Origin of the sequence: Streptomyces sp. NPDC006283, from assembly GCF_040613325.1 — a bacterium.
Lineage (GTDB): Bacteria > Actinomycetota > Actinomycetes > Streptomycetales > Streptomycetaceae > Streptomyces.
Window position 1 is genome coordinate 1 of the sequence record NZ_JBEXRZ010000078.1, and the last position, 18,978, is coordinate 18,978.

Below are 18,978 nucleotides of genomic sequence, written 5' to 3' on the forward strand. Positions count from 1 at the left end.
TTCTCCGGCTTCGGCACGATCCTCGGCTCGGTCAACTTCATCACCACGATCATCTGCATGCGCGCTCCGGGCATGACGATGTTCCGGATGCCGATCTTCACCTGGAACGTGCTGCTGACCGGTGTGCTGGTCCTGCTCGCCTTCCCGGTCCTGGCGGCCGCGCTGTTCGCCCTGGAGGCGGACCGCAAGTTCGGAGCACATGTCTTCGACGCGTCCAACGGTGGCGCTCTGCTGTGGCAGCACCTCTTCTGGTTCTTCGGCCATCCAGAGGTGTACATCATCGCCCTGCCGTTCTTCGGCATCGTCTCGGAGATCATTCCGGTCTTCTCCCGCAAGCCGATGTTCGGTTACATCGGCCTGGTGGGCGCGACCATCGCGATCGCCGGTCTGTCCGTGACGGTGTGGGCGCACCACATGTACGTCACAGGCGGTGTGCTGCTGCCGTTCTTCTCCTTCATGACGTTCCTGATCGCCGTTCCGACGGGTGTGAAGTTCTTCAACTGGATCGGAACGATGTGGAAGGGCTCGTTGTCCTTCGAGACACCGATGCTCTGGACGATCGGCTTCCTCGTCACCTTCACCTTCGGTGGCCTGACCGGTGTCATCCTGGCCTCGCCGCCGCTGGACTTCCACGTCTCCGACTCGTACTTCGTCGTCGCGCACTTCCACTACGTCGTCTTCGGCACCGTGGTGTTCGCGATGTTCGCCGGATTCCACTTCTGGTGGCCGAAGTTCACGGGCAAGATGCTCGACGAGCGGCTCGGCAAGATCACGTTCTGGACGCTGTTCATCGGCTTCCACGGCACGTTCCTGGTGCAGCACTGGCTGGGCGCGGAGGGCATGCCGCGCCGTTACGCGGACTACCTCGCGGCCGACGGCTTCACCGCGCTGAACACGATCTCGACGATCGCCTCGTTCCTGCTCGGTCTGTCGATCCTCCCCTTCATGTACAACGTCTGGAAGACGGCGAAGTACGGCAAGAAGATCGAGGTCGACGACCCGTGGGGCTACGGTCGTTCGCTCGAGTGGGCCACGTCCTGCCCGCCGCCCCGGCACAACTTCCTCACCCTGCCCCGCATCCGCAGTGAATCCCCGGCGTTCGACCTGCACCACCCGGAGATCGCCGCCATGGAGGAGCTCGAGAACCACGGGCAGAAGGACACCGCGCTGTTCGGCGGCAAGGAGGTCGGCAAGTGAAGATCCAGGGCAAGATGTTCCTCTGGCTGGGTGTCTTCATCCTCGCCGTCGCCATCCTGTACGGCGTCTGGTCGAAGGAGCCGGCCGGTACCACCGCGCTCTTCCTGGCCTTCGGTCTGAGCGTCATGATCGGCTACTACCTGGCCTTCACGGCCCGGCGGGTGGACGCCATGGCGCAGGACAACAAGGAAGCCGACGTGGCCGACGAGGCCGGCGAGGTGGGGTTCTTCTCCCCGCACAGCTGGCAGCCGCTCTCGCTGGGCATCGGCGGCGCGCTCGCCTTCCTCGGCGTGGCGATCGGATGGTGGCTGCTGTACTTCTCGCTGCCGCTGATCCTGGTCGGCCTCTTCGGCTGGGTCTTCGAGTACTACCGCGGTGAGAACCAGAACCAGTAGTACCGCCTTTGCGGACCACGGAACGGGCCCGGTTCACCTCACTCCAGTGAGGTGAACCGGGCCCACTCGTTTGCAGTCATCCGGCGCGCCGCTGCTGACAACCGTTCATACCGTGTGGTTATGAACCAGACGCCTCACATGCGCACATTCGTCAGCTGCACCGTGCTGGTCGTGACCCTTGGGGTGGTCGCCACCGCGTGCGGCGAACCGGACAGGCATCCGCTGTCCGCGGCTCCGTACGACGCGGCAGGGCAGGTGGGCTTCAACGCCGCGGCCGGCGGCTCGAAGGTCGATCCGGACAAGCCCCTCGAGGTGACCTCCAAGGGCGACGACGGCCGCCTCACGGACGTCACCGTCATAGATGACGCCGGCCACTACCTGGCCGGCGAACTCGCCGCGGACGGCGCCCGCTGGCGCTCCACCGCTCCTCTCTCGGCGGGCGCCAAATACACGGTCAGGGTCTCCACGGAGGACGACGACGGCGCGCCGGGGCAGCGCACGCTGTTGTTCGAGACGGCGCCCGCCAAGAGGTTCCTGACCGCGGAGTTCGGCCCGGAGGCGGGCACGTACGGCGTGGGGCAGCCGATCACCGCCAAGCTCAGCCTCGCCGTCACCGACGGCAAGGGCCGGGCGGTCGTCGAACGCGCCCTGAAGGTCACCTCGAAGCCCGCGACGGAGGGGGCCTGGCACTGGGTCGACGACAAGACCCTGCACTACCGGCCCAAGGAGTACTGGCCCACAGGCGCGATAGTGAACGCCACGAGCAACCTCCACGGCGTCAAGGTCGCGGGCAAGCTCTACGGCGGCCGTTCCAAGCCGCTCAAGATCACCATCGGGGACCGCATAGAAGCCGTCACGGACGCCGCGTCGCACTCCATGACGGTCATGCGGAACGGAGAAGTGATCAAAACCATGCCGGTGACCACCGGCAAGCCCGGCTTCGACACCCGCAACGGCATCAAGGTCGTGCTGGGCAAGGAGTACTTCGTACGGATGCGCAGCACCAGCATCGGTATAGCCGCGGGCAGTTCCGAGTCGTACGACCTGCCCGTCTACTACGCGACACGTGTCACCTGGAGCGGTGAGTACGTGCACGCCGCGCCCTGGTCCGTCGGCTCGCAGGGCTCCGCGAACGTCAGCCACGGCTGCACCGGAATGTCCATGGCGAACGCCAAGTGGTTCTACGACACCGTCCGACCGGGTGACATCGTCAAGGTCATAAACAGCTACGGCGACATGATGGACACGTTCGGGAACGGCTTCGGCGAATGGAACCTGTCCTGGGACAAGTGGCGCAAGGGCAGCGCCCTGGTGCCCGGGTCGGAGGCCTCGAACGGCAACGTCACCGCCGCCTCTGCCCGCCTGCGTCCCGCCGTCTGACCGGCCTCCTCGCGTCAGGCCTCGATGGCCAGCCGGCTGCGCAGCAGCGAGGCGAGGGAGGCGGCGAACTCCACCGGCTCCACCGGCAGCGTCACCGCGGCCTCCGCGCGGCTCCAGGTGGCCAGCCAGGCGTCCTGCGGGCGGCCGATCAGCAGCAGTACGGGCGGGCAGTCGAAGATCTCGTCCTTGATCTGCCGGCACACGCCCATGCCGCCCGCCGGGACCGTCTCCCCGTCCAGCACGCACACGTCGATGCCGCCCTCATCCAGGGCCTTGAGGACGGCGGGCAGCGTCGCGCACTCCACGAAGCGCACGGGCGGGACATCCGCGGCGGGCCGGCGGCCGGTCGCCAGCCTGACCTGCTCGCGGGTGTTCGCGTCGTCGCTGTAGACAAGGACCGTGGCGCTCGACTGCATGGTTCCTCCGCACTCGTTCGATCAGGCTTGTCTGCCGGATGCTACTCCGTCCCACTGCCTGTCAGCACCGGTTCGGACAGGGCTTCGATGGGCCGTTCGGGCCCGCTCGAGCGACCCGTTGAGGGTGGGAACACTCCGAACGGCACCCCCCGGAGTGAGGGCGGGATAAGCGACCGACATAATGTCGGTCGTGGCGACAGCAACGACAGTAGAAACCGGGCACGCGCACCCGTCGGTCAATCGACCGAACCTCACCAGCGTCGGAACCATCATCTGGCTGAGTTCCGAGCTGATGTTCTTCGCGGCCCTCTTCGCGATGTACTTCACCCTGCGATCGGTGACGGGCACCGAGTACTGGTCGGCTCAGGCGGAACACCTGAACTTCCCGTTCTCGGCCACCAACACCACGATCCTGGTGCTCTCCTCCCTCACCTGCCAGCTCGGCGTCTTTGCCGCGGAGCGCGGTGATGTGAAGAAGCTCCGGACGTGGTTCATCATCACGTTCGTCATGGGTGCGATCTTCATCGGCGGTCAGGTCCTGGAATACACCGAGCTGGTCAAGGACGCGGGCATGTCGCTCTCGTCGGGCCCGTACGGTTCCGTGTTCTACCTGACCACCGGTTTCCACGGCCTGCACGTGACGGGCGGTCTCATCGCCTTCCTGCTGGTCCTGGGAAGGACCTACGCGGCCAGGAGATTCACCCACGAGCAGGCAACCGCCGCCATCGTCGTGTCCTACTACTGGCACTTCGTCGATGTCGTCTGGATCGGCCTCTTCGCCACGATCTACATGATCAAGTAATCGGCGCGGGCGGTCCGTCCCGAGCGGGCACCGCCTGAAGCAGACATAGTCCAGAAGCATCGACGCAGAAGATCCTGACACCGGGGTAATCCGTGAAAAAGCTCTCCGCACGACGACGCCATCCGCTGGCGGCGGTCGTCGTCCTACTCCTCGCGCTGGCGGCCACTGGGGGGCTGTACGCCGCGTTCGCACCCGCGGACAAGGCGCAGGCCGATGAAACCGCCCAGTCCCTTGCCATCAAGGAGGGGCAGAAGCTCTACACCGTCGGCTGCGCAAGCTGCCACGGAACCGGCGGTCAGGGCACCTCAGACGGCCCGTCCCTGGTCGGTGTCGGCTCGGCCGCTGTCGACTTCCAGGTCGGCACGGGCCGTATGCCCGCCCAGCAGCCCGGCGCGCAGGTACCGCAGAAGAAGAACATCTACTCGCAGGCCGAGATCGACCAGCTCGCGGCGTACGTCGCGTCGCTGGGTGCCGGTCCGATCACGCCGACCGAGAAGCAGTACAGCCCGGAGGGTGCGGACATCGCCAAGGGTGGCGAACTGTTCCGCAACAACTGCGCCCAGTGCCACAACTTCACCGGTGAGGGCGGCGCGCTGACCGAGGGCAAGTACGCCCCGAGCCTGGAGGGCGTCAGCCCGAAGCACCTCTACGAGGCCATGCAGACCGGCCCGCAGAACATGCCCTCCTTCCCCGACACCACGATGCCCGAGCAGCAGAAGCGGGACATCATCGCGTACGTCAAGACCGTGAACGGCGAGGAGACGCCGACCCCCGGCGGTTTCGCGCTGGGCGGCCTGGGTCCCGTCAGTGAGGGTCTCTTCGGCTGGATCTTCGGTCTCGGTTCGCTGATCGCTGTTGCCATCTGGGTCGCGGCCCACACCGCTAAGGCCAAGAAGTCATGAGTAGCCAAGACATTCCAGAAGAGAACCTGCCCGCAGAGCAGGGCGCCGCGCACGACGCGGCCCACGGCGGCAGCACCGCCGTCGCACAGCGCCACGACGACCCGTTCGCCGACCCGGGACTGCCGGCCCACAAGCCGCGCATCCAGGACATCGACGAGCGTGCCGCCAGGCGGTCCGAGCGTGCCGTGGCTTTCTTGTTCACGCTGTCGATGCTGGCGACCGTGGGCTTCATCGCCTCGTTCGTCATCTTCCCGGTCGACAAGATCGTGTTCATCTGGCCGTTCGGTCACATCAGCGCGCTGAACTTCTCGCTGGGCGTGACGCTGGGTCTCGCGCTCTTCTGCATCGGCGCGGGCGCCGTCCACTGGGCGCGCACCCTGATGTCCGACGTGGAGGTCGCCGACGACCGTCACGCGATCGAGGCCACTCCCGAGGTCAAGGCCAAGGTCATGGCCGACTTCGCGGACGGTGCCCGGGAGTCCGCCATCGGGCGGCGCAAGCTGATCCGCAACACCATGTTCGGCGCGCTGGCCATGGTGCCGCTCTCCGGCGTCGTGCTGCTGCGCGAACTGGGTCCGCTGCCCGAGGACAAGCTCCGCAGCACCCTGTGGGCCAAGGGCAAGCAGCTCATCAACATGAACACGAACGAGCCGCTGCGTCCCGAGGACGTTGCCGTCGGTTCGCTGACCTTCGCCATGCCCGAGGGCCTGCTGGAGAGCGACCACAACTTCAACACCGAGATCGCCAAGGCTGCCCTGATGATCGTCCGGCTCCAGCCGGAGGACATCAAGGACAAGCGGGAGCTCGAGTGGTCCCACGAGGGCATCGTGGCCTACTCGAAGATCTGCACCCACGTCGGCTGCCCGATCAGCCTGTACGAGCAGCAGACGCACCACGTCCTCTGCCCGTGCCACCAGTCCACCTTCGACCTCTCCGACGGCGCCCGCGTCATCTTCGGTCCGGCCGGTCACCCGCTTCCGCAGCTGCGGATCGGTGTGAACGCCGAGGGCAACCTCGAGGCGCTCGGCGACTTCGAAGAGCCCGTCGGTCCTGCCTTCTGGGAGCGCGGATGAGTACTGCAACGGATACGCAGAAGAAAGCACCCGCCGGCGAGCGGGTGGCCGACTGGGCGGACGGCCGGCTCGGGATCTACTCCCTGGCCAAGGCCAACATGCGCAAGATCTTCCCGGACCACTGGTCCTTCATGCTGGGCGAGGTCGCGCTCTACAGCTTCATCATCATCATCCTCACGGGTGTGTATCTGACGCTGTTCTTCCACCCGAGCATGAACGAGATCGAGTACCACGGCTCGTACGTGCCGATGCAGGGCATCCGGATGACCGAGGCGTACGCCTCGACGCTGGACATCAGCTTCGACGTCCGCGGTGGTCTGCTGATCCGGCAGATCCACCACTGGGCCGCGCTGATCTTCCTCGCCGCGATGTTCGTGCACATGATGCGCGTGTTCTTCACGGGTGCGTTCCGCAAGCCGCGTGAGATCAACTGGCTGTTCGGCTTCCTGCTGTTCGTCCTCGGCATGTTCACCGGCTTCACCGGTTACTCGCTCCCGGACGACCTGCTCTCCGGCACTGGTGTCCGCTTCACGCAGGGCGCGATCCTGTCGATGCCGATCGTCGGCACCTACATCTCGATGTTCCTGTTCGGCGGGGAGTTCCCGGGCCACGACATGGTGGCGCGGTTCTACTCGATCCACATCCTGCTGCTGCCGGGCATCATGCTCGGCCTCGTGGTGGCGCACCTGATCCTGGTCTTCTACCACAAGCACACGCAGTTCGCGGGCCCCGGCCGCACGAACAAGAACGTCGTCGGCATGCCGCTGCTGCCGGTCTACATGGCCAAGGCCGGAGGCTTCTTCTTCCTGGTCTTCGGTGTCATCGCCCTGATCGCCGGCATGTTCACGATCAACCCGGTGTGGGCGCTCGGCCCGTACCGGCCGGACCACGTGTCCACCGGTGCCCAGCCCGACTGGTACATGGGCTTCGCCGAGGGTCTCGTCCGAGTGATGCCGGGCTGGGAGATCAACCTCTGGGGCCACACCCTGGTCCTGGGCGTGTTCATCCCGCTGGTTCTCTTCGGTGTCGTCCTCGCGGCGCTGGCGCTGTACCCGTTCATCGAGTCGTGGATCACCGGCGACAAGCGCGAGCACCACATCCTGGACCGCCCGCGCAACGCTCCGACTCGTACCGCGCTCGGCGTCGCCTGGGTCACCGGCTACGTGATCATGCTGCTCGGCGGTGGAAACGACATCTTCGCGACGCACTTCCACCTGTCGATCAACGCGATCACCTGGTTCGTCCGCATCACGTACTTCGTCGGACCGGTTCTCGCGTTCATCATCACCAAGCGGATCTGCCTGGGTCTGCAGCGGCGCGACAAGGACAAGGTGCTGCACGGACGCGAGTCCGGCATCATCAAGCGCCTGCCGCACGGTGAGTTCGTCGAGGTCCACGAGCCGCTGGCACAGGGCGACCTCTACAAGCTGACCGCCCACGAGCAGTACAAGCCCGCCGAGATCGGCCCCGAGGTCGACGAGAACGGCGTCCGGCGCAAGGTGACGCGCAGGGAGAAGCTGCGCGCCAGGCTCAGCAAGAGCTACTACGGCGAGGGGACCCAGATCCCCAAGGCGACCACCGAGGAGTACAAGGAGATCGCCAGCGGCCACGGCCACCACTGATCCCTTGCGCTGATACGTCGCCACGGCAGGAGCCCCGTCCATTCGCTGGACGGGGCTCTTCGCCGTCCCCGGGGCTGGATAGGGTGGAACCATCCCTATTGGCTTGTGGACCCAGGAGCGGACCATGAACGTTGTGACCCCGGTCGGCGGCGACAGCGTGGCGGCCCACTCCTGGCCCGGCGTGCTGAACGCCCTCCTCGACAACCGCGACCAGAGCGCCGAGGCCACCGCGTGGGCCATGGACCGCATCCTCAGCGGCGAGGCCACCAACGCCCAGATCGCCGGCTTCATGGTCGCGCTGCGTGCCAAGGGCGAGACCGTCGAGGAGATCTCCGGCCTGGTGCGCACGATGTACGCGCACGCCAACCTGATCGAGGTGCCCGGACCGAGCGTCGACATCGTCGGCACCGGCGGCGACGGGGCCAAGACGGTGAACATCTCCACCATGTCCGCGATCGTGGTCGCCGGGACGGGGGCCAAGGTCGTCAAGCACGGCAACCGGGCCGCGTCCTCCGCGAGCGGCGCCTCCGACGTGCTGGAGAAGCTCGGGGTCAATCTGGAGCTGACCCCGCAGCGGGTCGTCCAGGTCGCAGAGGAGGCGGGCATCACCTTCTGCTTCGCCGTGAAGTTCCACCCGGCGCTGCGGCACGTCGCCGCCGCCCGCAAGGAGCTCGGGATCCGCACCACCTTCAACTTCCTCGGGCCGCTCACCAACCCGGCCCAGGTCAAGGCCCAGGCCACCGGAGTGGCCGACGCGAGGGTGGCGCCGATCGTGGCCGGGGTGCTCGCCGAGCGCGGCTCCTCCGCCCTGGTCTTCCGCGGCGACGACGGCCTCGACGAGCTGACGACCACCGCCACGTCCAAGGTGTGGGTGGTCCGCGACGGCGCCGTCCGCGAGGAGGCGTTCGACCCGCGCGACATCGGGATCGATCTCGTCCCCGTCGAGGCGCTGCGGGGCGCCGACGCCTCCTACAACGCCGATGTGGCCCGCCGGCTGCTCGGCGGCGAGACGGGGCCCGTGCGGGACGCCGTACTGCTCAACTCGGCGGCGGCGCTCGCGGCCCTGGAGCCGACGGACGGCACGCTGAACGAGCAGCTCGCGGCGGGGGTGGCCCGGGCGGCCCAGTCGATCGACTCGGGGGCGGCGCGGGCGGCGCTGGAGCGCTGGGTGGCGGCCAGCAACGCATGACGCCGCAAGGGCGCGGTCCGGATCGTGGACCGCGCCCTTGCGTCATGCGAGACGTATGGCAGGATGCTTCCCAAGGTCATGAGTGACAGCGATTACGGCCCCGGCCCGCTGTCCGGCAACCCTCCGTCCGTGGCGGGGTGCCCCGGGTGAAGACCAGGCCGCAGGCAGCGAGGTCTGTGGCAAGCGCGGACCCCCGCGGCGTCGTCGAACGCCGTGTCCCTGGGGTCCTGGTCCTCAAGGGAGCAGTCTCGTGAGCAAGCGAATGCGATAGGGCGTACCAGCCCCTTCTCCGGTCACCCTTTTCTCTTGCGGTGCTCCGCCCTGTGCTGCGTCGACGCACCGTTTTCGCCTGCCCGTACGGGAGTTCGCCATGTCTGTCGCCACCACTGCCGACCTGTCCCTCTGTGCCCCGTTGCCGGTCCTCGGCGGGGACGTCACCGTCCCGCTCGTCACCGGCGGTGAAGTCGGCTACGCCGCCCTCGACTACGCGGCCAGCGCCCCGGCGCTCCAGCGCGTCTGGGACGACGTGGCCGCGTACGCCCCGTACTACGGCAGCGTGCACCGGGGGGCCGGCTACCTCTCCCAGCTGTCCACCGACCTGTTCGAGAACAGCCGGACCGTGGTCCACGAGTTCCTCGACTGCCGGGACACCGACCAGGTCGTCTTCACCCGCTCCACCACCGACTCGCTCAACCTGCTCGCCGCCGCGCTGCCGGCCGGCTGCGAGGTGTTCGTCTTCGAGACCGAGCACCACGCCTCGCTGCTGCCGTGGAGCGACGCCCGCGTGACGTACCTGAACGCGCCCCGTACTCCCGCGGAGGCCGTGCGGACCCTGGAGCACGCACTCGCCGACCGCGACCCCTACGGCCCCGCGCTGGTCTGCGTCACCGGTGCGTCCAACGTGACCGGTGAACTGTGGCCGGTGAAGGAGCTCGCCGCCGCCGCCCACGCCCACGGCGCCCGCATCGTGCTCGACGCCGCCCAGCTGGCGCCCCACCACCCGCTGTCGGTACAGGAGTTGGACGTCGACTGGGTGGCCTTCTCCGGGCACAAGCTGTACGCGCCGTTCGGTTCCGGTGTGCTCGCCGGGCGGTCCGACTGGCTGCAGGAGGCGGAGCCCTACCTCGCGGGCGGCGGCGCCTCCCGGAAGGTCACGCGGCGGACCGACGGCGGGGTGGACGTCGAGTGGCACACCACCGCCGCCCGGCACGAGGCGGGTTCCCCGAACGTGATCGGCGTCTACTCGATCGCCTCCGCCTGCAAGGCGCTCACCGAGGCGGGGTTCAACACACTGGTCGCCCGGGAGCGGCACCTGATCGCGAAGGTCCGCGAGGGGCTCGCCGAGGTGCCCGAGGTCAAGGTGCTGTCCCTGTTCGGCGACGACGCGCCGCGGGTCGGTGTCATCTCCTTCGTGGTGGAGGGCTGGAACAGCTCGCACTTCGCCGCGGCGCTGTCCGCCGAGTACGGCATCGGCGTGCGCGACGGCCTCTTCTGCGCCCACCCACTGGTGCGCACCCTGCTGGGTGGCGACCAGCAGGACGTCGGCGAGTGCGGCGCGCCGGAGGCGAAGCCGGGGGAGAAGTCCCTCAACGCCATCCGCGTCAGCTTCGGCGCGGGCACTCCGGACGAGCACGTGGATCGGTTCGTGAGCGCCGTGAAGGAACTGGTCCGTGACGGTGCGCAGTGGAAGTACCGCACCGAGGACGGCCGTTGCGTGCCCGACCGCGGCTGACGCCCGTTCACGCCGCGAGACGCGTCCCCACCAACACCATCCGCAGCGTGCGTTCGGCCGCGTCGGCGAGGAACTCGCCGGCGCGGTCCAGCGCCTCCGGCAGCGGTACGGGCGCCGGAACGATCGACCCGTAGGCGTCCACGCCCGCTGCGGTGAGCGCGCGGACGCCGTGGCCGAGGGTGCCGGCGAGGGCGAGCACCGGCACGTGGGCGGCCCGGGCCCGGTGCGCCACCTCCGCCGGGATCTTGCCGCGTACGGTCTGGTCGTCGAGTGCGCCCTCCGCTGTGATCACCAGATCGGCGCGGGCGAGCCGTGCGTCCAGGTCGATGTGGTCGAGCAGCACGTCGAAGCGGGGCAGCAGGCGGGCGCCGAGCGCCGCAAGGCCCGCGCCGAGCCCGCCCGACGCGCCGGTGCCGGGGGCCGTGCGCAGATCGACGGAGGCCGGCAGCGCGGCGGTGAGGTGGGCGGCCCAGTGTTCCAGGGCCGCCGACAGCACCTCCACCTGCGCCGGGGTCGCGCCCTTCTGGGGGCCGAAGACCCTGGCCACGCCCTGCCGCCCGCACAGCACGTTGTAGGGGTTGCAGGCCACCAGGATCTCGGTGGCGCCGATGCGCGGGTCGAGGCCGGCAGGGTCGACCCGCGCCAGACGCCGCAACTCTCCTCCCTTCGAAGGCAGTTCCATGCCGTCGGCGTCGAGGAGGCGGACGCCGAGCGCCTGGAGCGCGCCCGCCCCGCCGTCGGAGGTGCCGGAGTCGCCGCAGCCGACCAGGATCCGCTTCGCCCCGGTGTCCAGCGCGGCGCGGATCAGCTCGCCCACCCCGTATGTGGTGGTGGCGCAGGGGTCCCGGCGGTCCGGCGGCACCAGGGCAAGCCCGGCGACGGCGGCCATCTCGACGACCGCGGTGCCGTCGCCGAGCAGGGCGAAGTGGGTGGGCACCGGGCTGCCGAGCGGGCCGGTGGCGACCCGCGGTACGAGCCGGCCGCCGGTCGCGGCGGCCAGCGCCTTTGCCGTGCCCTCGCCGCCGTCGACGAGCGGGATCAGATCGAGGTCGGCGTCGGGTGCGACCCTGCGCAGGCCCTCCGCGATGGCCTCCGCGGCCTCGCGGGCGGTCAGGGACTCCTTGAAACCGCTGGGTGCGACGGCGATGCGGAAGGGGGTACGGCTCATGGCTGGGTCTCCAGGAGGACGGGCACGCCGAGCAGCGGCCAGACGGCAAGGGCGAACAGCAGCACGACGGCGGCGCTGAGCGGCGCGAGCAGCGCGGACAGCCGCAGCAGGTCGCGGGGCGTGAAGGTGGGCACACCGTCCGGCGGGTCGGCGAAGAGCGCGACCGGCTTGGCGGAGGCAGGCAGGGTGTGACAGAAACCGGCGGCCGCGGTGGACGCGAGCGCGGCGGCGACCGGGTTGATTCCGGCGCCGACGGCGGCTGCCACCACCAGGGGGACGAGCACCGACGAGCGGGCGGAGCGGGACTGCAGGACAAGATGCGCGGCCGTGCTGACCACGACGATCACGGTGAGGAACAGCCAGGCCGGCAGGTCCCCGGGCAGCCCGCCCACCAGCCACCCGGCGGCTCCCGAGTCGGCGAGCGCCACCCCCATCGCCGTGGTCGCCGCCATGAACAGCAGCAGCGGCCAGGGCACCGTCCGCAGCCCGTCCTTCAGCCGTACGGTGCCGAGCGCGGGGGAGGCCGCCACCACCGCGCCGATCAACGCGACCACCGCGGGCGGTACCCCGTGCAGAGGCTCGCTGCACCACAGAGCCACCACCGTGCCCAGCAGCATCAGAGAGCGGGCCTCCGAGGTGGTCAGCGGGCCGGTCACCGGTGTGGGGGAGTGCTCCTGGAGCAGCGCGGCGGTGATTTTCACCGGTCCGCGCCGCTCGGCCCGCGAGGTCGTCGTCAACAGCACGATCTCCGCGGCCAGATGCGACGAGACGACGGCCAGCGGCAGGCCCAGCAACAGCCATTGCACGAAGCCGAGCCGCTCACCGGTCTGCTCCCACAGCACACCGACCGTGATCAGATGCGCCCCCGCCCCGATGAGGGTCGCGACGGCCGACAGCAGGACGACCGTGGGAAAGAGCAGTGCCAGCATCACCACCAGCCGCCGCCGGTCGGCCAGCGCCTTGGCGAGCGCGAGGAACACCGGCATGGCCAGCGCCGCACGGCCCGAGGTGGCCGGCACCGCGAACGCGGTGACGACCAGCGCGGCGGTGGTCAGATGAACCAACTGCCGTACTGTACGGGCCCCACTGACCAGGAACGCGGCCGCCCGCCCCGCGAGCCCGGTCCTCGCCACCGCGGCGGCGAGCACGAACGCGCAGATCAGCAGCCAGATCGTCGCGTCGCCGAGGGTGGCGAAGAGGGTGTCGGCACTGATCACCCCGGTCGCCGTCAGGGCCAGCCCCGCCCCCAGCGCCGTATAGGTGTCGTCGACGGGAGCGGCGATCCACACGCAGGTGGCGACGGCGAACACGGCCAGGGTGAACCGGGCTTCACCGTTCAGGGTGGGGAGCACGGTGGGGACGGCGAGCACGGCGCAGACACTGAGCGCCGCGCACAGCCAGACCGCCTGGCGGAGGGAGAGGGTCACGACGATCAGTCTCGGAGCCCGCCGTGAGGCGTCGATGAGCCTTCGATGAAGGAAAGTTCATCCGGATCGTCCTGAATCCGCCCTTCTACGGCATGCGATAGCCCATGCCCCGTACGGTCTCCAGCCGTGCCGCGCCGAGCTTCTTGCGCAGTGCCCGCACATACACGTCCACGATGTTGGAACCGGGATCGAAGTCGTACCCCCATACATGGGAGAGGATCTGCTCCCGGGACAGCACCTGTCCTGGATGGCGCAGGAACAGCTCGAGCAGTACGAACTCACGTGCCGTCAGGTCCACGGTCCGCTCGGACGCACGCGCCCGGCGGGTGCGCAGATCGAGGCTGAGGTCGCCGCTGCGCAGCACGGTCACCTCGGGGGCGCGGGCCGCGGTGCGCAGCCGCAACCGCACACGGGCGAGCAGTTCCTCGAAGCGGAACGGCTTGGTGATCCAGTCGTCGGCGCCGCCCTCCAGGCCCGCCACCGTGTCCCGTACCGAGTCGCGGGCCGTCAGCACGACGACGGGCAGTGTCACCCTCGCCTCGCGCAGCTCCCGCAGCACGGTGAAGCCGTCCCGGCCGGGCAGCCCGATGTCGAGCAGCATCAGGTCGAAGCCGCCCGTCACCGCGTAGGCGAGGGCGGTGTCCCCGTCGGCGGCGACCGTCGTGGTGAAGCCGCCCGCGCGCAGCCCCTTCTCGACGAAGGACGCGATCCGTTCCTCGTCCTCGGCGATCAGAATGCGGTTCACAGCGCTTCCTCCATGACGAGTACGAATGTGGCCCCTCCGCCGTCGGTGCGGCGCAGTTCGACCCGGCCGCCCCGGTGTCCCTCCGCGATGGCCCTGACGATCGACAGGCCGAGCCCGGCGCCGGTGGTGCGGGCGCCGCGGCGGGCGGTGCCCCGCCGGAACCGCTCGAAGATCACCTCGGCGTCCTGCTCCTGCACGCCGGGGCCGCTGTCGGCGACGTACAGCTCGACACCGCTGTCGAGTTCGCGTGAACCGATCCGTATCCGGGCGCCCGGGACGGTGTGCTGCACGGCGTTCTGGGCGAGCTGGACCATCGCCTGGGTGATGCGCTGCGGATCGAGCACGGCCTCGCGGTCGGCCACCTGGTCGAGCACCCAGTCCCGTTCGCCCAGGGCTCTCGCCTTCACGAAGACGTCGGCGGTCAGTTCGCCGAGCTGGACCGGCTCGGGGCGGATGAAGTCGGGCCGTTCGGCCTTGGCGAGCAGCAGCAGGTCCTCCACGATCCGGCTCATCCGGTCGAGCTCGTCGGTGACCAGCCGGATGGTCTCGCGCTGCTCGGCGGGGTCGTCGCCCATGACCTCCAAGTGCCCGCGCACGATGGTGATGGGGGTGCGCAGCTCGTGCCCGGCGTCGTCGACGAACTGGCGCTGGCCCGCGAAGGCCCGCTCCAGCCGGTCCAGCATGGCGTTGAAGGTCTCGGCGAGCGCGGCGATGTCGTCGCGGCCCCGGACGGGGATCCGCTGGGTCAGGTCCTGCTCGGTCAGCTGTTCCGCGGTCGCCCTGACCAGCCGTACGGGCGCCAGAATGCGGCCCGCGACCACCCAGCCGATCCCGGTCGTCAGCAGCAGCGCCACGGCGGAGATCACCAGCAGGGTGCGGAACGCGTCGTCGGCGATGGACCGCTCGTGGTCGGCGTGAAAGGCGACGACGAAGGCCGCCGGGCCCGCCGGTCCTGCGGAGTCGATGGGCACCTTCGCCCAGTGCACCTCGCCCTCCGGCCGGTCGAGGACGCCGGAGCGGGCCTTCGAGTCGAAGATCGCGGCGAGCAGGGCGCGGTCGGGGTGGAGCGCGACCGAGGCCCTTATGTCGCGGGACTGCCGTATGACGTGAAGGCCCTGCCCTGGCGGCCGGGTCAGACCCAGGAGCTCCTCGTCGGGGTCGGAGTACTGGCGCCGCAGAAAGACGTGGAGCAGTTTCGCCGGGTCGGTGAAGGTGCGGCCGGTGTCCGGGTCGACACCCTGGGGTACGAAGTTCGCGAACTCCTGGCTCTCCTGGGTGAGCAGCTGGTTGATCCGGTGGTCGATGTCCCTCAGCAGCAGGGAGCGGGTGGTCGTGGCCACTGCGGCGAGGGCCACTGTCATCATCAGCAGCAGCCAGAGCAGAATGCGGACCCGTGCGGAGATCCGGCGGTCAGTTCTCTTCACCGAGGTCGTCGTCGTCATCGTCGTCGGTGGCCGGGGGGCCGGGTACGACCGCGTCGGAGGTGGGCGCGGTGCTCGGCGGTGTACCGGCCGGCGTGCCCGAGGGTGTGCCGGCCGGGCTGCCCGTGGGCGGCGGAGCCGGACGTGGCGTGGCGTCCAGTTCCACGGCGGGCGGCACCCGGGGCGTCTCGGGTGCGTCGGTCAGGGCGTAGCTCGTCGCCGCGATGCCCAGGGGGATGGCGACGACGGCGGCGAGGGTCGCCATACGGTGGGTGAAGGTCATGCCGGTCATCCTCGCGCCGGGGCAAGGGCCCCGGATGAGGCCAAGATGAGGATTCCTTCATCTGGGGCCTCGGGCCCGTGGAGCCTTCGCCCGGCAGGGCCGGGGCTTCGCGAGCGGCCGGTATCGGGCACCGGCCCGCGAGCGCGATCGGGGGCGCCGCCTCTTGAGCTACGCGTCCAGGCCGATCGCGAACGCCGCCTCCAGGTCGTGCTGGGAGTAGGTGCGAAAGGCGACGTGGGTGTCGGTCGCCTCGACGCCCTGGATCTTGCTGATCCGGCCGGGGATCACATCCGCCAGGTCGTCGTGCCTGGCCACCCGGACCATGGCGATCAGATCGTAGGTGCCGGTGACGGAGAAGACCTCGCTGACGCTGTCCAGCGCGGCGATCGACTCGGCGATCTCGGGGATACGGTCGACGCTGGTCTTGATGAGCACGATCGCGGTGATCACGGCTGGCTTTCTCCCTCGGTCGCTGCAGATGGGTTCACTCTAGTCCCACGCCCGTAGCGGCCCCACGCGTAGACGAAGCCCGCCCCGAACCCCACCAGGTGTGCCAGATACGCGACGCCCGGCCCGCTGCCCGCACCCCTGGCCGCCAGCCACTGCAGGACGAACCAGAAGATCAGTACCGCCCAGGCGGGGAAGCGCAGCGGCAGGAAGAAGAGAAAGGGGAAGAGGCTGGTCACCCGGGCCCTCGGGAAGAGGAAGAGGAACGCCCCGAGCACGGCGGAGATGGCCCCCGACGCACCCACCAGGGTCTGCTCCGAGTGGTCGTTGACCGCCGAGTAGACGAGCAGCGCGAGATAGCCGGCCCCTGTGTAGAAGAGCGCGAAGCCGAGCCGGCCCATCCGCTCCTCGGCCATCGCACCGAACACGAAGAGGAAGAGCATGTTGCCGAGCAGGTGCAGCCAACTGCCGTGTACGAAAAGGGCGGTGAGCGGGGTGAGCAGGGCGCCCGGGGAGCCCGCCATCAGTTCGGCGGGGATCACCCCCCATTGTTCGAAGTACGCGGCTTGGGCGGCGAGCAGCCGGTCGCCGAGGCCGTACGAGAGGTTCAGACCGGAGACCGGACTGATGACGAAGATCGCGCAGCAGACCGCAATCAGGCCGTATGTCACGGCCGGACCTCTCACCGCGTTCCGGATCGCATGCCTGGCCGTGCCCCACCGACTGATCATGGACAGAGCATGGCTTAGCGGGACCGAACGGTACAGAGTGCCTCGCCGCGACATGGGGTACCCGCGAGGCCGTAGGGTTGCAGGCAGTACATCCGCAGTTCGACGGCGCACCGCGGCACCAGCATCCCGCACGACGAAAGAGGACGGCACGATGACGACGGTTCCCTCGCCGACCGCTGACACCCGGTGGCGCTGCACACTCTGCGGCAACCTCACGCGCTTCGACGTCACGCGCTCCTCGAAGGTCGTGGAATACGTCCATCTGGACCTGGCCGGAGAGCCGACCGTGGAGGAGCGCGAGGTCGTCAGTGAGACCATCGAGTCGGTCCGGTGCCGTTGGTGCAACGCGGTGGACCAGATCGAGCTGGTGGACAGGCCGGGCGCCGGCTCCTGAACGGAGCGGCCCGCATGGGTGGTAGGGGTGACGGATCGTGGAGCAGCCTGACAACGGCGCCGAGTCGGCCGGTGCGGCCGGCGACGCCGCCGAGGCGCTCGACCGCCCGCTGCCGGAAGGGGTTCGACGGCGGGTCGTCGCCCTGGTCTCCGACGCGTTCGGCGGCCTGACCGTCGCCGAACTTCCGGCACAGTTGCGCCAGTACGCCCGATTCACCCCCACCCGGCGCGCCAAGTTCGCAGGGAACGCGATGGCCGCCGCGCTGGAGAGCGACCCCCTCTTCCGCCAGCGCATCGGCGAACGTTTCGGCAAGGCCCAGCCCGAGCTGGCCGCGGCCCTCGAGTCCGGTGCACCGCCCGCCGCCGCCGACCCCGTCGACGTGGCGGCGGCCGCTTATGTGCTGCGTCCTCCCGGCTGGGTGAAGATGGTGGCCGCCGCGGGCGAGGAGGCGCTGCGGGCCGACGCCGAGCGCGCCGACGAGGCAGGCCGACGGGAGCTGGACCGGCTGCGCGAGGAACTGGCGGAGGCCCGCGGCCAGATCAGGAGCGAGACCGACCGCCTGCGGACCGAACTCGAGGGCGCCCGCAAGGAGAGCGAGTCGCTCCACCGCAAGCTGCGCAGCGCCCAGGCCGATGTGAAGCGGGGCGAGGCCGCCCTGCGGCGCAGGGAAGCGGAGATCGACGGCATCAGGGCCCAGGCCGCGGCCCAGGTGTCGGCCGCCGAGAGCGAGACACGGCGGCTCAAGGCGCGTCTGGCGGAGGCCGAGTCCGCCGTCGAGGCGGGCCGCCGGGCCGCCCGTGAGGGCCGTTCCATCGAGGACATGCGGCTGCGGCTGCTCCTCGACACGGTGCTGGACGCCGCACAGGGGCTGCGCCGCGAGCTGGCCCTGCCGCCGGCCGGTATCCATCCGGCCGACACGGTGGAGGCCGTCGAGCCGGGACGGATGTCGCCCAAGGACATCGCGGCCCGTGCGCTGTCCGAGACCGACCCCGCCCTCCTCGACCAGCTGCTGGCGCTTCCCCAGGCACATCTGGTCGTGGACGGCTACAACGTCACCAAGACCGGCTATCCGACGATGCCGCTGGAGAAGCAGCGGCTGCGGCTGCTGGGCGGGCTGTCCATGCTCGCCGCCCGTTCCGGTGCCGAGATCACCTGCGTCTTCGACGGGGCCGAACTGGCCGCGCCGGTGCTGCTGGCGCCGCCGCGCGGGGTGCGCGTGCTCTTCTCCAAGGCGGGTGTGACCGCCGACGAGCTGATCCGCCAGCTGGTGCGTGCGGAGCCGCCCGGCCGGCCCGTGGTGGTCGTCTCGACCGATCGCGAGGTGGCCGACGGTGTCGCGAAGGCGGGCGCCAGACCGGTCGCGTCCGCCTTGTTGCTGAAGCGGCTTTCGCGCGTCTCGTAGAGTCTGGCAACTCACACGGCATATGCCCGATTTGGCGTCAACGCAGGTGGGACGTTGCGTCAAGTAACCATTACTACGCGTGTGATGAGAGTAAAGAAACACCTCGCGGGGCGAGATTTTTCCTGCGAGGATTTGAACTGATCACAAGAAGGTCACTAGGGTCAGGCCTCGAACCTTCGCGCGGTTGATCGCCCATCCGGGGCGACAGCGAAGGAACCGCCTAGTTCGTGCAGTTCGCCCCATTTCCCCCGG

At 69.4% G+C, this 18,978-nt stretch carries 19 protein-coding genes and 1 riboswitch; of the genes, 11 read left to right on the forward strand and 8 right to left on the reverse strand.

The window, feature by feature from the left end; translation table 11 throughout:
• From ABZ070_RS18005 to ABZ070_RS18015, 3 genes are all read left to right on the forward strand, one after another.
• Window positions 1–1,197: cbb3-type cytochrome c oxidase subunit I (locus ABZ070_RS18005; protein ID WP_356634864.1), on the forward strand; the 1,197-nt coding region annotated here is incomplete at its 5' end.
• The gene (locus ABZ070_RS18010; protein WP_356634866.1) at window positions 1,194–1,592 is read left to right on the forward strand and encodes a cytochrome c oxidase subunit 4; all 399 of its coding nucleotides are present in this window, start codon (window positions 1,194–1,196) and stop codon (window positions 1,590–1,592) included. The genes ABZ070_RS18005 and ABZ070_RS18010, both read left to right, overlap by 4 nt.
• 120 nt (window positions 1,593–1,712) lie before the next feature.
• A complete protein-coding gene (locus ABZ070_RS18015) occupies window positions 1,713–2,972 on the forward strand; it encodes an Ig-like domain-containing protein (protein WP_356634868.1) in 1,260 nt (419 codons plus the stop codon).
• 14 nt (window positions 2,973–2,986) lie between these two features.
• Here the strand turns inward: ABZ070_RS18015 and ABZ070_RS18020 are convergent, their stop codons facing one another.
• A complete protein-coding gene (locus tag ABZ070_RS18020) occupies window positions 2,987–3,388 on the reverse strand; it encodes a hypothetical protein (protein WP_356634870.1) in 402 nt (133 codons plus the stop codon).
• A 181-nt stretch (window positions 3,389–3,569) separates the two neighbouring features.
• Between ABZ070_RS18020 and ABZ070_RS18025 the strand changes: the two genes are divergently transcribed.
• From ABZ070_RS18025 to ABZ070_RS18050, 6 genes are all read left to right on the forward strand, one after another.
• Window positions 3,570–4,190 (forward strand): heme-copper oxidase subunit III, encoded by a 621-nt coding sequence (locus ABZ070_RS18025; protein WP_356634872.1) that lies wholly within the window; start codon window positions 3,570–3,572, stop codon window positions 4,188–4,190.
• Between the two features lie 92 nt (window positions 4,191–4,282).
• Complete coding sequence (locus ABZ070_RS18030) at window positions 4,283–5,092, forward strand: c-type cytochrome (protein WP_356634874.1); 810 nt, start codon at window positions 4,283–4,285, stop codon at window positions 5,090–5,092.
• A complete protein-coding gene (locus ABZ070_RS18035) occupies window positions 5,089–6,165 on the forward strand; it encodes a Rieske 2Fe-2S domain-containing protein (RefSeq protein ID WP_356634876.1) in 1,077 nt (358 codons plus the stop codon). Before ABZ070_RS18030 ends, ABZ070_RS18035 begins: the two co-directional genes overlap by 4 nt.
• Window positions 6,162–7,787, forward strand: a complete 1,626-nt coding sequence (locus ABZ070_RS18040; protein WP_356634878.1) for a cytochrome bc complex cytochrome b subunit — start codon at window positions 6,162–6,164, stop codon at window positions 7,785–7,787. The genes ABZ070_RS18035 and ABZ070_RS18040 overlap by 4 nt, the downstream gene beginning before the upstream one ends.
• Window positions 7,788–7,911: 124 nt before the next feature.
• On the forward strand, window positions 7,912–8,976 hold the full coding sequence (gene trpD / locus ABZ070_RS18045; RefSeq protein ID WP_356634880.1) for an anthranilate phosphoribosyltransferase: 1,065 nt from the start codon (window positions 7,912–7,914) through the stop codon (window positions 8,974–8,976).
• A 74-nt stretch (window positions 8,977–9,050) separates the two neighbouring features.
• A riboswitch (SAM riboswitch) is annotated at window positions 9,051–9,168 on the forward strand.
• Between the two features lie 178 nt (window positions 9,169–9,346).
• A complete protein-coding gene (locus ABZ070_RS18050; RefSeq protein WP_356634882.1) occupies window positions 9,347–10,708 on the forward strand; it encodes an aminotransferase class V-fold PLP-dependent enzyme in 1,362 nt (453 codons plus the stop codon).
• A 7-nt stretch (window positions 10,709–10,715) separates the two neighbouring features.
• Here ABZ070_RS18050 and ABZ070_RS18055 read toward each other — a convergent pair whose 3' ends face one another.
• The 7 genes from ABZ070_RS18055 to ABZ070_RS18085 all read right to left on the reverse strand — a co-directional run bounded on the left by ABZ070_RS18055 (window position 10,716) and on the right by ABZ070_RS18085 (window position 16,930).
• On the reverse strand, window positions 10,716–11,876 hold the full coding sequence (locus ABZ070_RS18055; RefSeq protein WP_356634884.1) for a glycerate kinase: 1,161 nt from the start codon (window positions 11,874–11,876) through the stop codon (window positions 10,716–10,718).
• Window positions 11,873–13,303, reverse strand: a complete 1,431-nt coding sequence (locus ABZ070_RS18060) for an SLC13 family permease (protein WP_356634886.1) — start codon at window positions 13,301–13,303, stop codon at window positions 11,873–11,875. The genes ABZ070_RS18055 and ABZ070_RS18060 overlap by 4 nt, the downstream gene beginning before the upstream one ends.
• Before the next feature lie 85 nt (window positions 13,304–13,388).
• A complete protein-coding gene (locus ABZ070_RS18065; RefSeq protein WP_356634888.1) occupies window positions 13,389–14,048 on the reverse strand; it encodes a response regulator transcription factor in 660 nt (219 codons plus the stop codon).
• Entirely contained in the window at window positions 14,045–15,490 is a 1,446-nt protein-coding gene (locus ABZ070_RS18070; RefSeq protein WP_356634890.1) for an ATP-binding protein, read from the reverse strand. The genes ABZ070_RS18065 and ABZ070_RS18070 overlap by 4 nt, the downstream gene beginning before the upstream one ends.
• Window positions 15,459–15,752 (reverse strand): small hydrophilic protein, encoded by a 294-nt coding sequence (locus ABZ070_RS18075; protein WP_356634892.1) that lies wholly within the window; start codon window positions 15,750–15,752, stop codon window positions 15,459–15,461. The genes ABZ070_RS18070 and ABZ070_RS18075 overlap by 32 nt, the downstream gene beginning before the upstream one ends.
• Before the next feature lie 168 nt (window positions 15,753–15,920).
• Window positions 15,921–16,202: an Lrp/AsnC ligand binding domain-containing protein gene (locus tag ABZ070_RS18080; protein ID WP_356634894.1), complete on the reverse strand. Its 282-nt coding sequence runs from the start codon at window positions 16,200–16,202 to the stop codon at window positions 15,921–15,923.
• Complete coding sequence (locus ABZ070_RS18085; protein WP_356634896.1) at window positions 16,199–16,930, reverse strand: rhomboid family intramembrane serine protease; 732 nt, start codon at window positions 16,928–16,930, stop codon at window positions 16,199–16,201. The genes ABZ070_RS18080 and ABZ070_RS18085 overlap by 4 nt, the downstream gene beginning before the upstream one ends.
• Before the next feature lie 151 nt (window positions 16,931–17,081).
• Between ABZ070_RS18085 and ABZ070_RS18090 the strand changes: the two genes are divergently transcribed.
• Both ABZ070_RS18090 and ABZ070_RS18095 read left to right on the forward strand, forming a co-directional pair.
• Window positions 17,082–17,324, forward strand: a complete 243-nt coding sequence (locus ABZ070_RS18090; protein WP_037774904.1) for a hypothetical protein — start codon at window positions 17,082–17,084, stop codon at window positions 17,322–17,324.
• 37 nt (window positions 17,325–17,361) lie between these two features.
• On the forward strand, window positions 17,362–18,726 hold the full coding sequence (locus ABZ070_RS18095) for an NYN domain-containing protein (RefSeq protein WP_356634898.1): 1,365 nt from the start codon (window positions 17,362–17,364) through the stop codon (window positions 18,724–18,726).
• The last annotated feature ends 252 nt before the right edge of the window (window positions 18,727–18,978 follow it).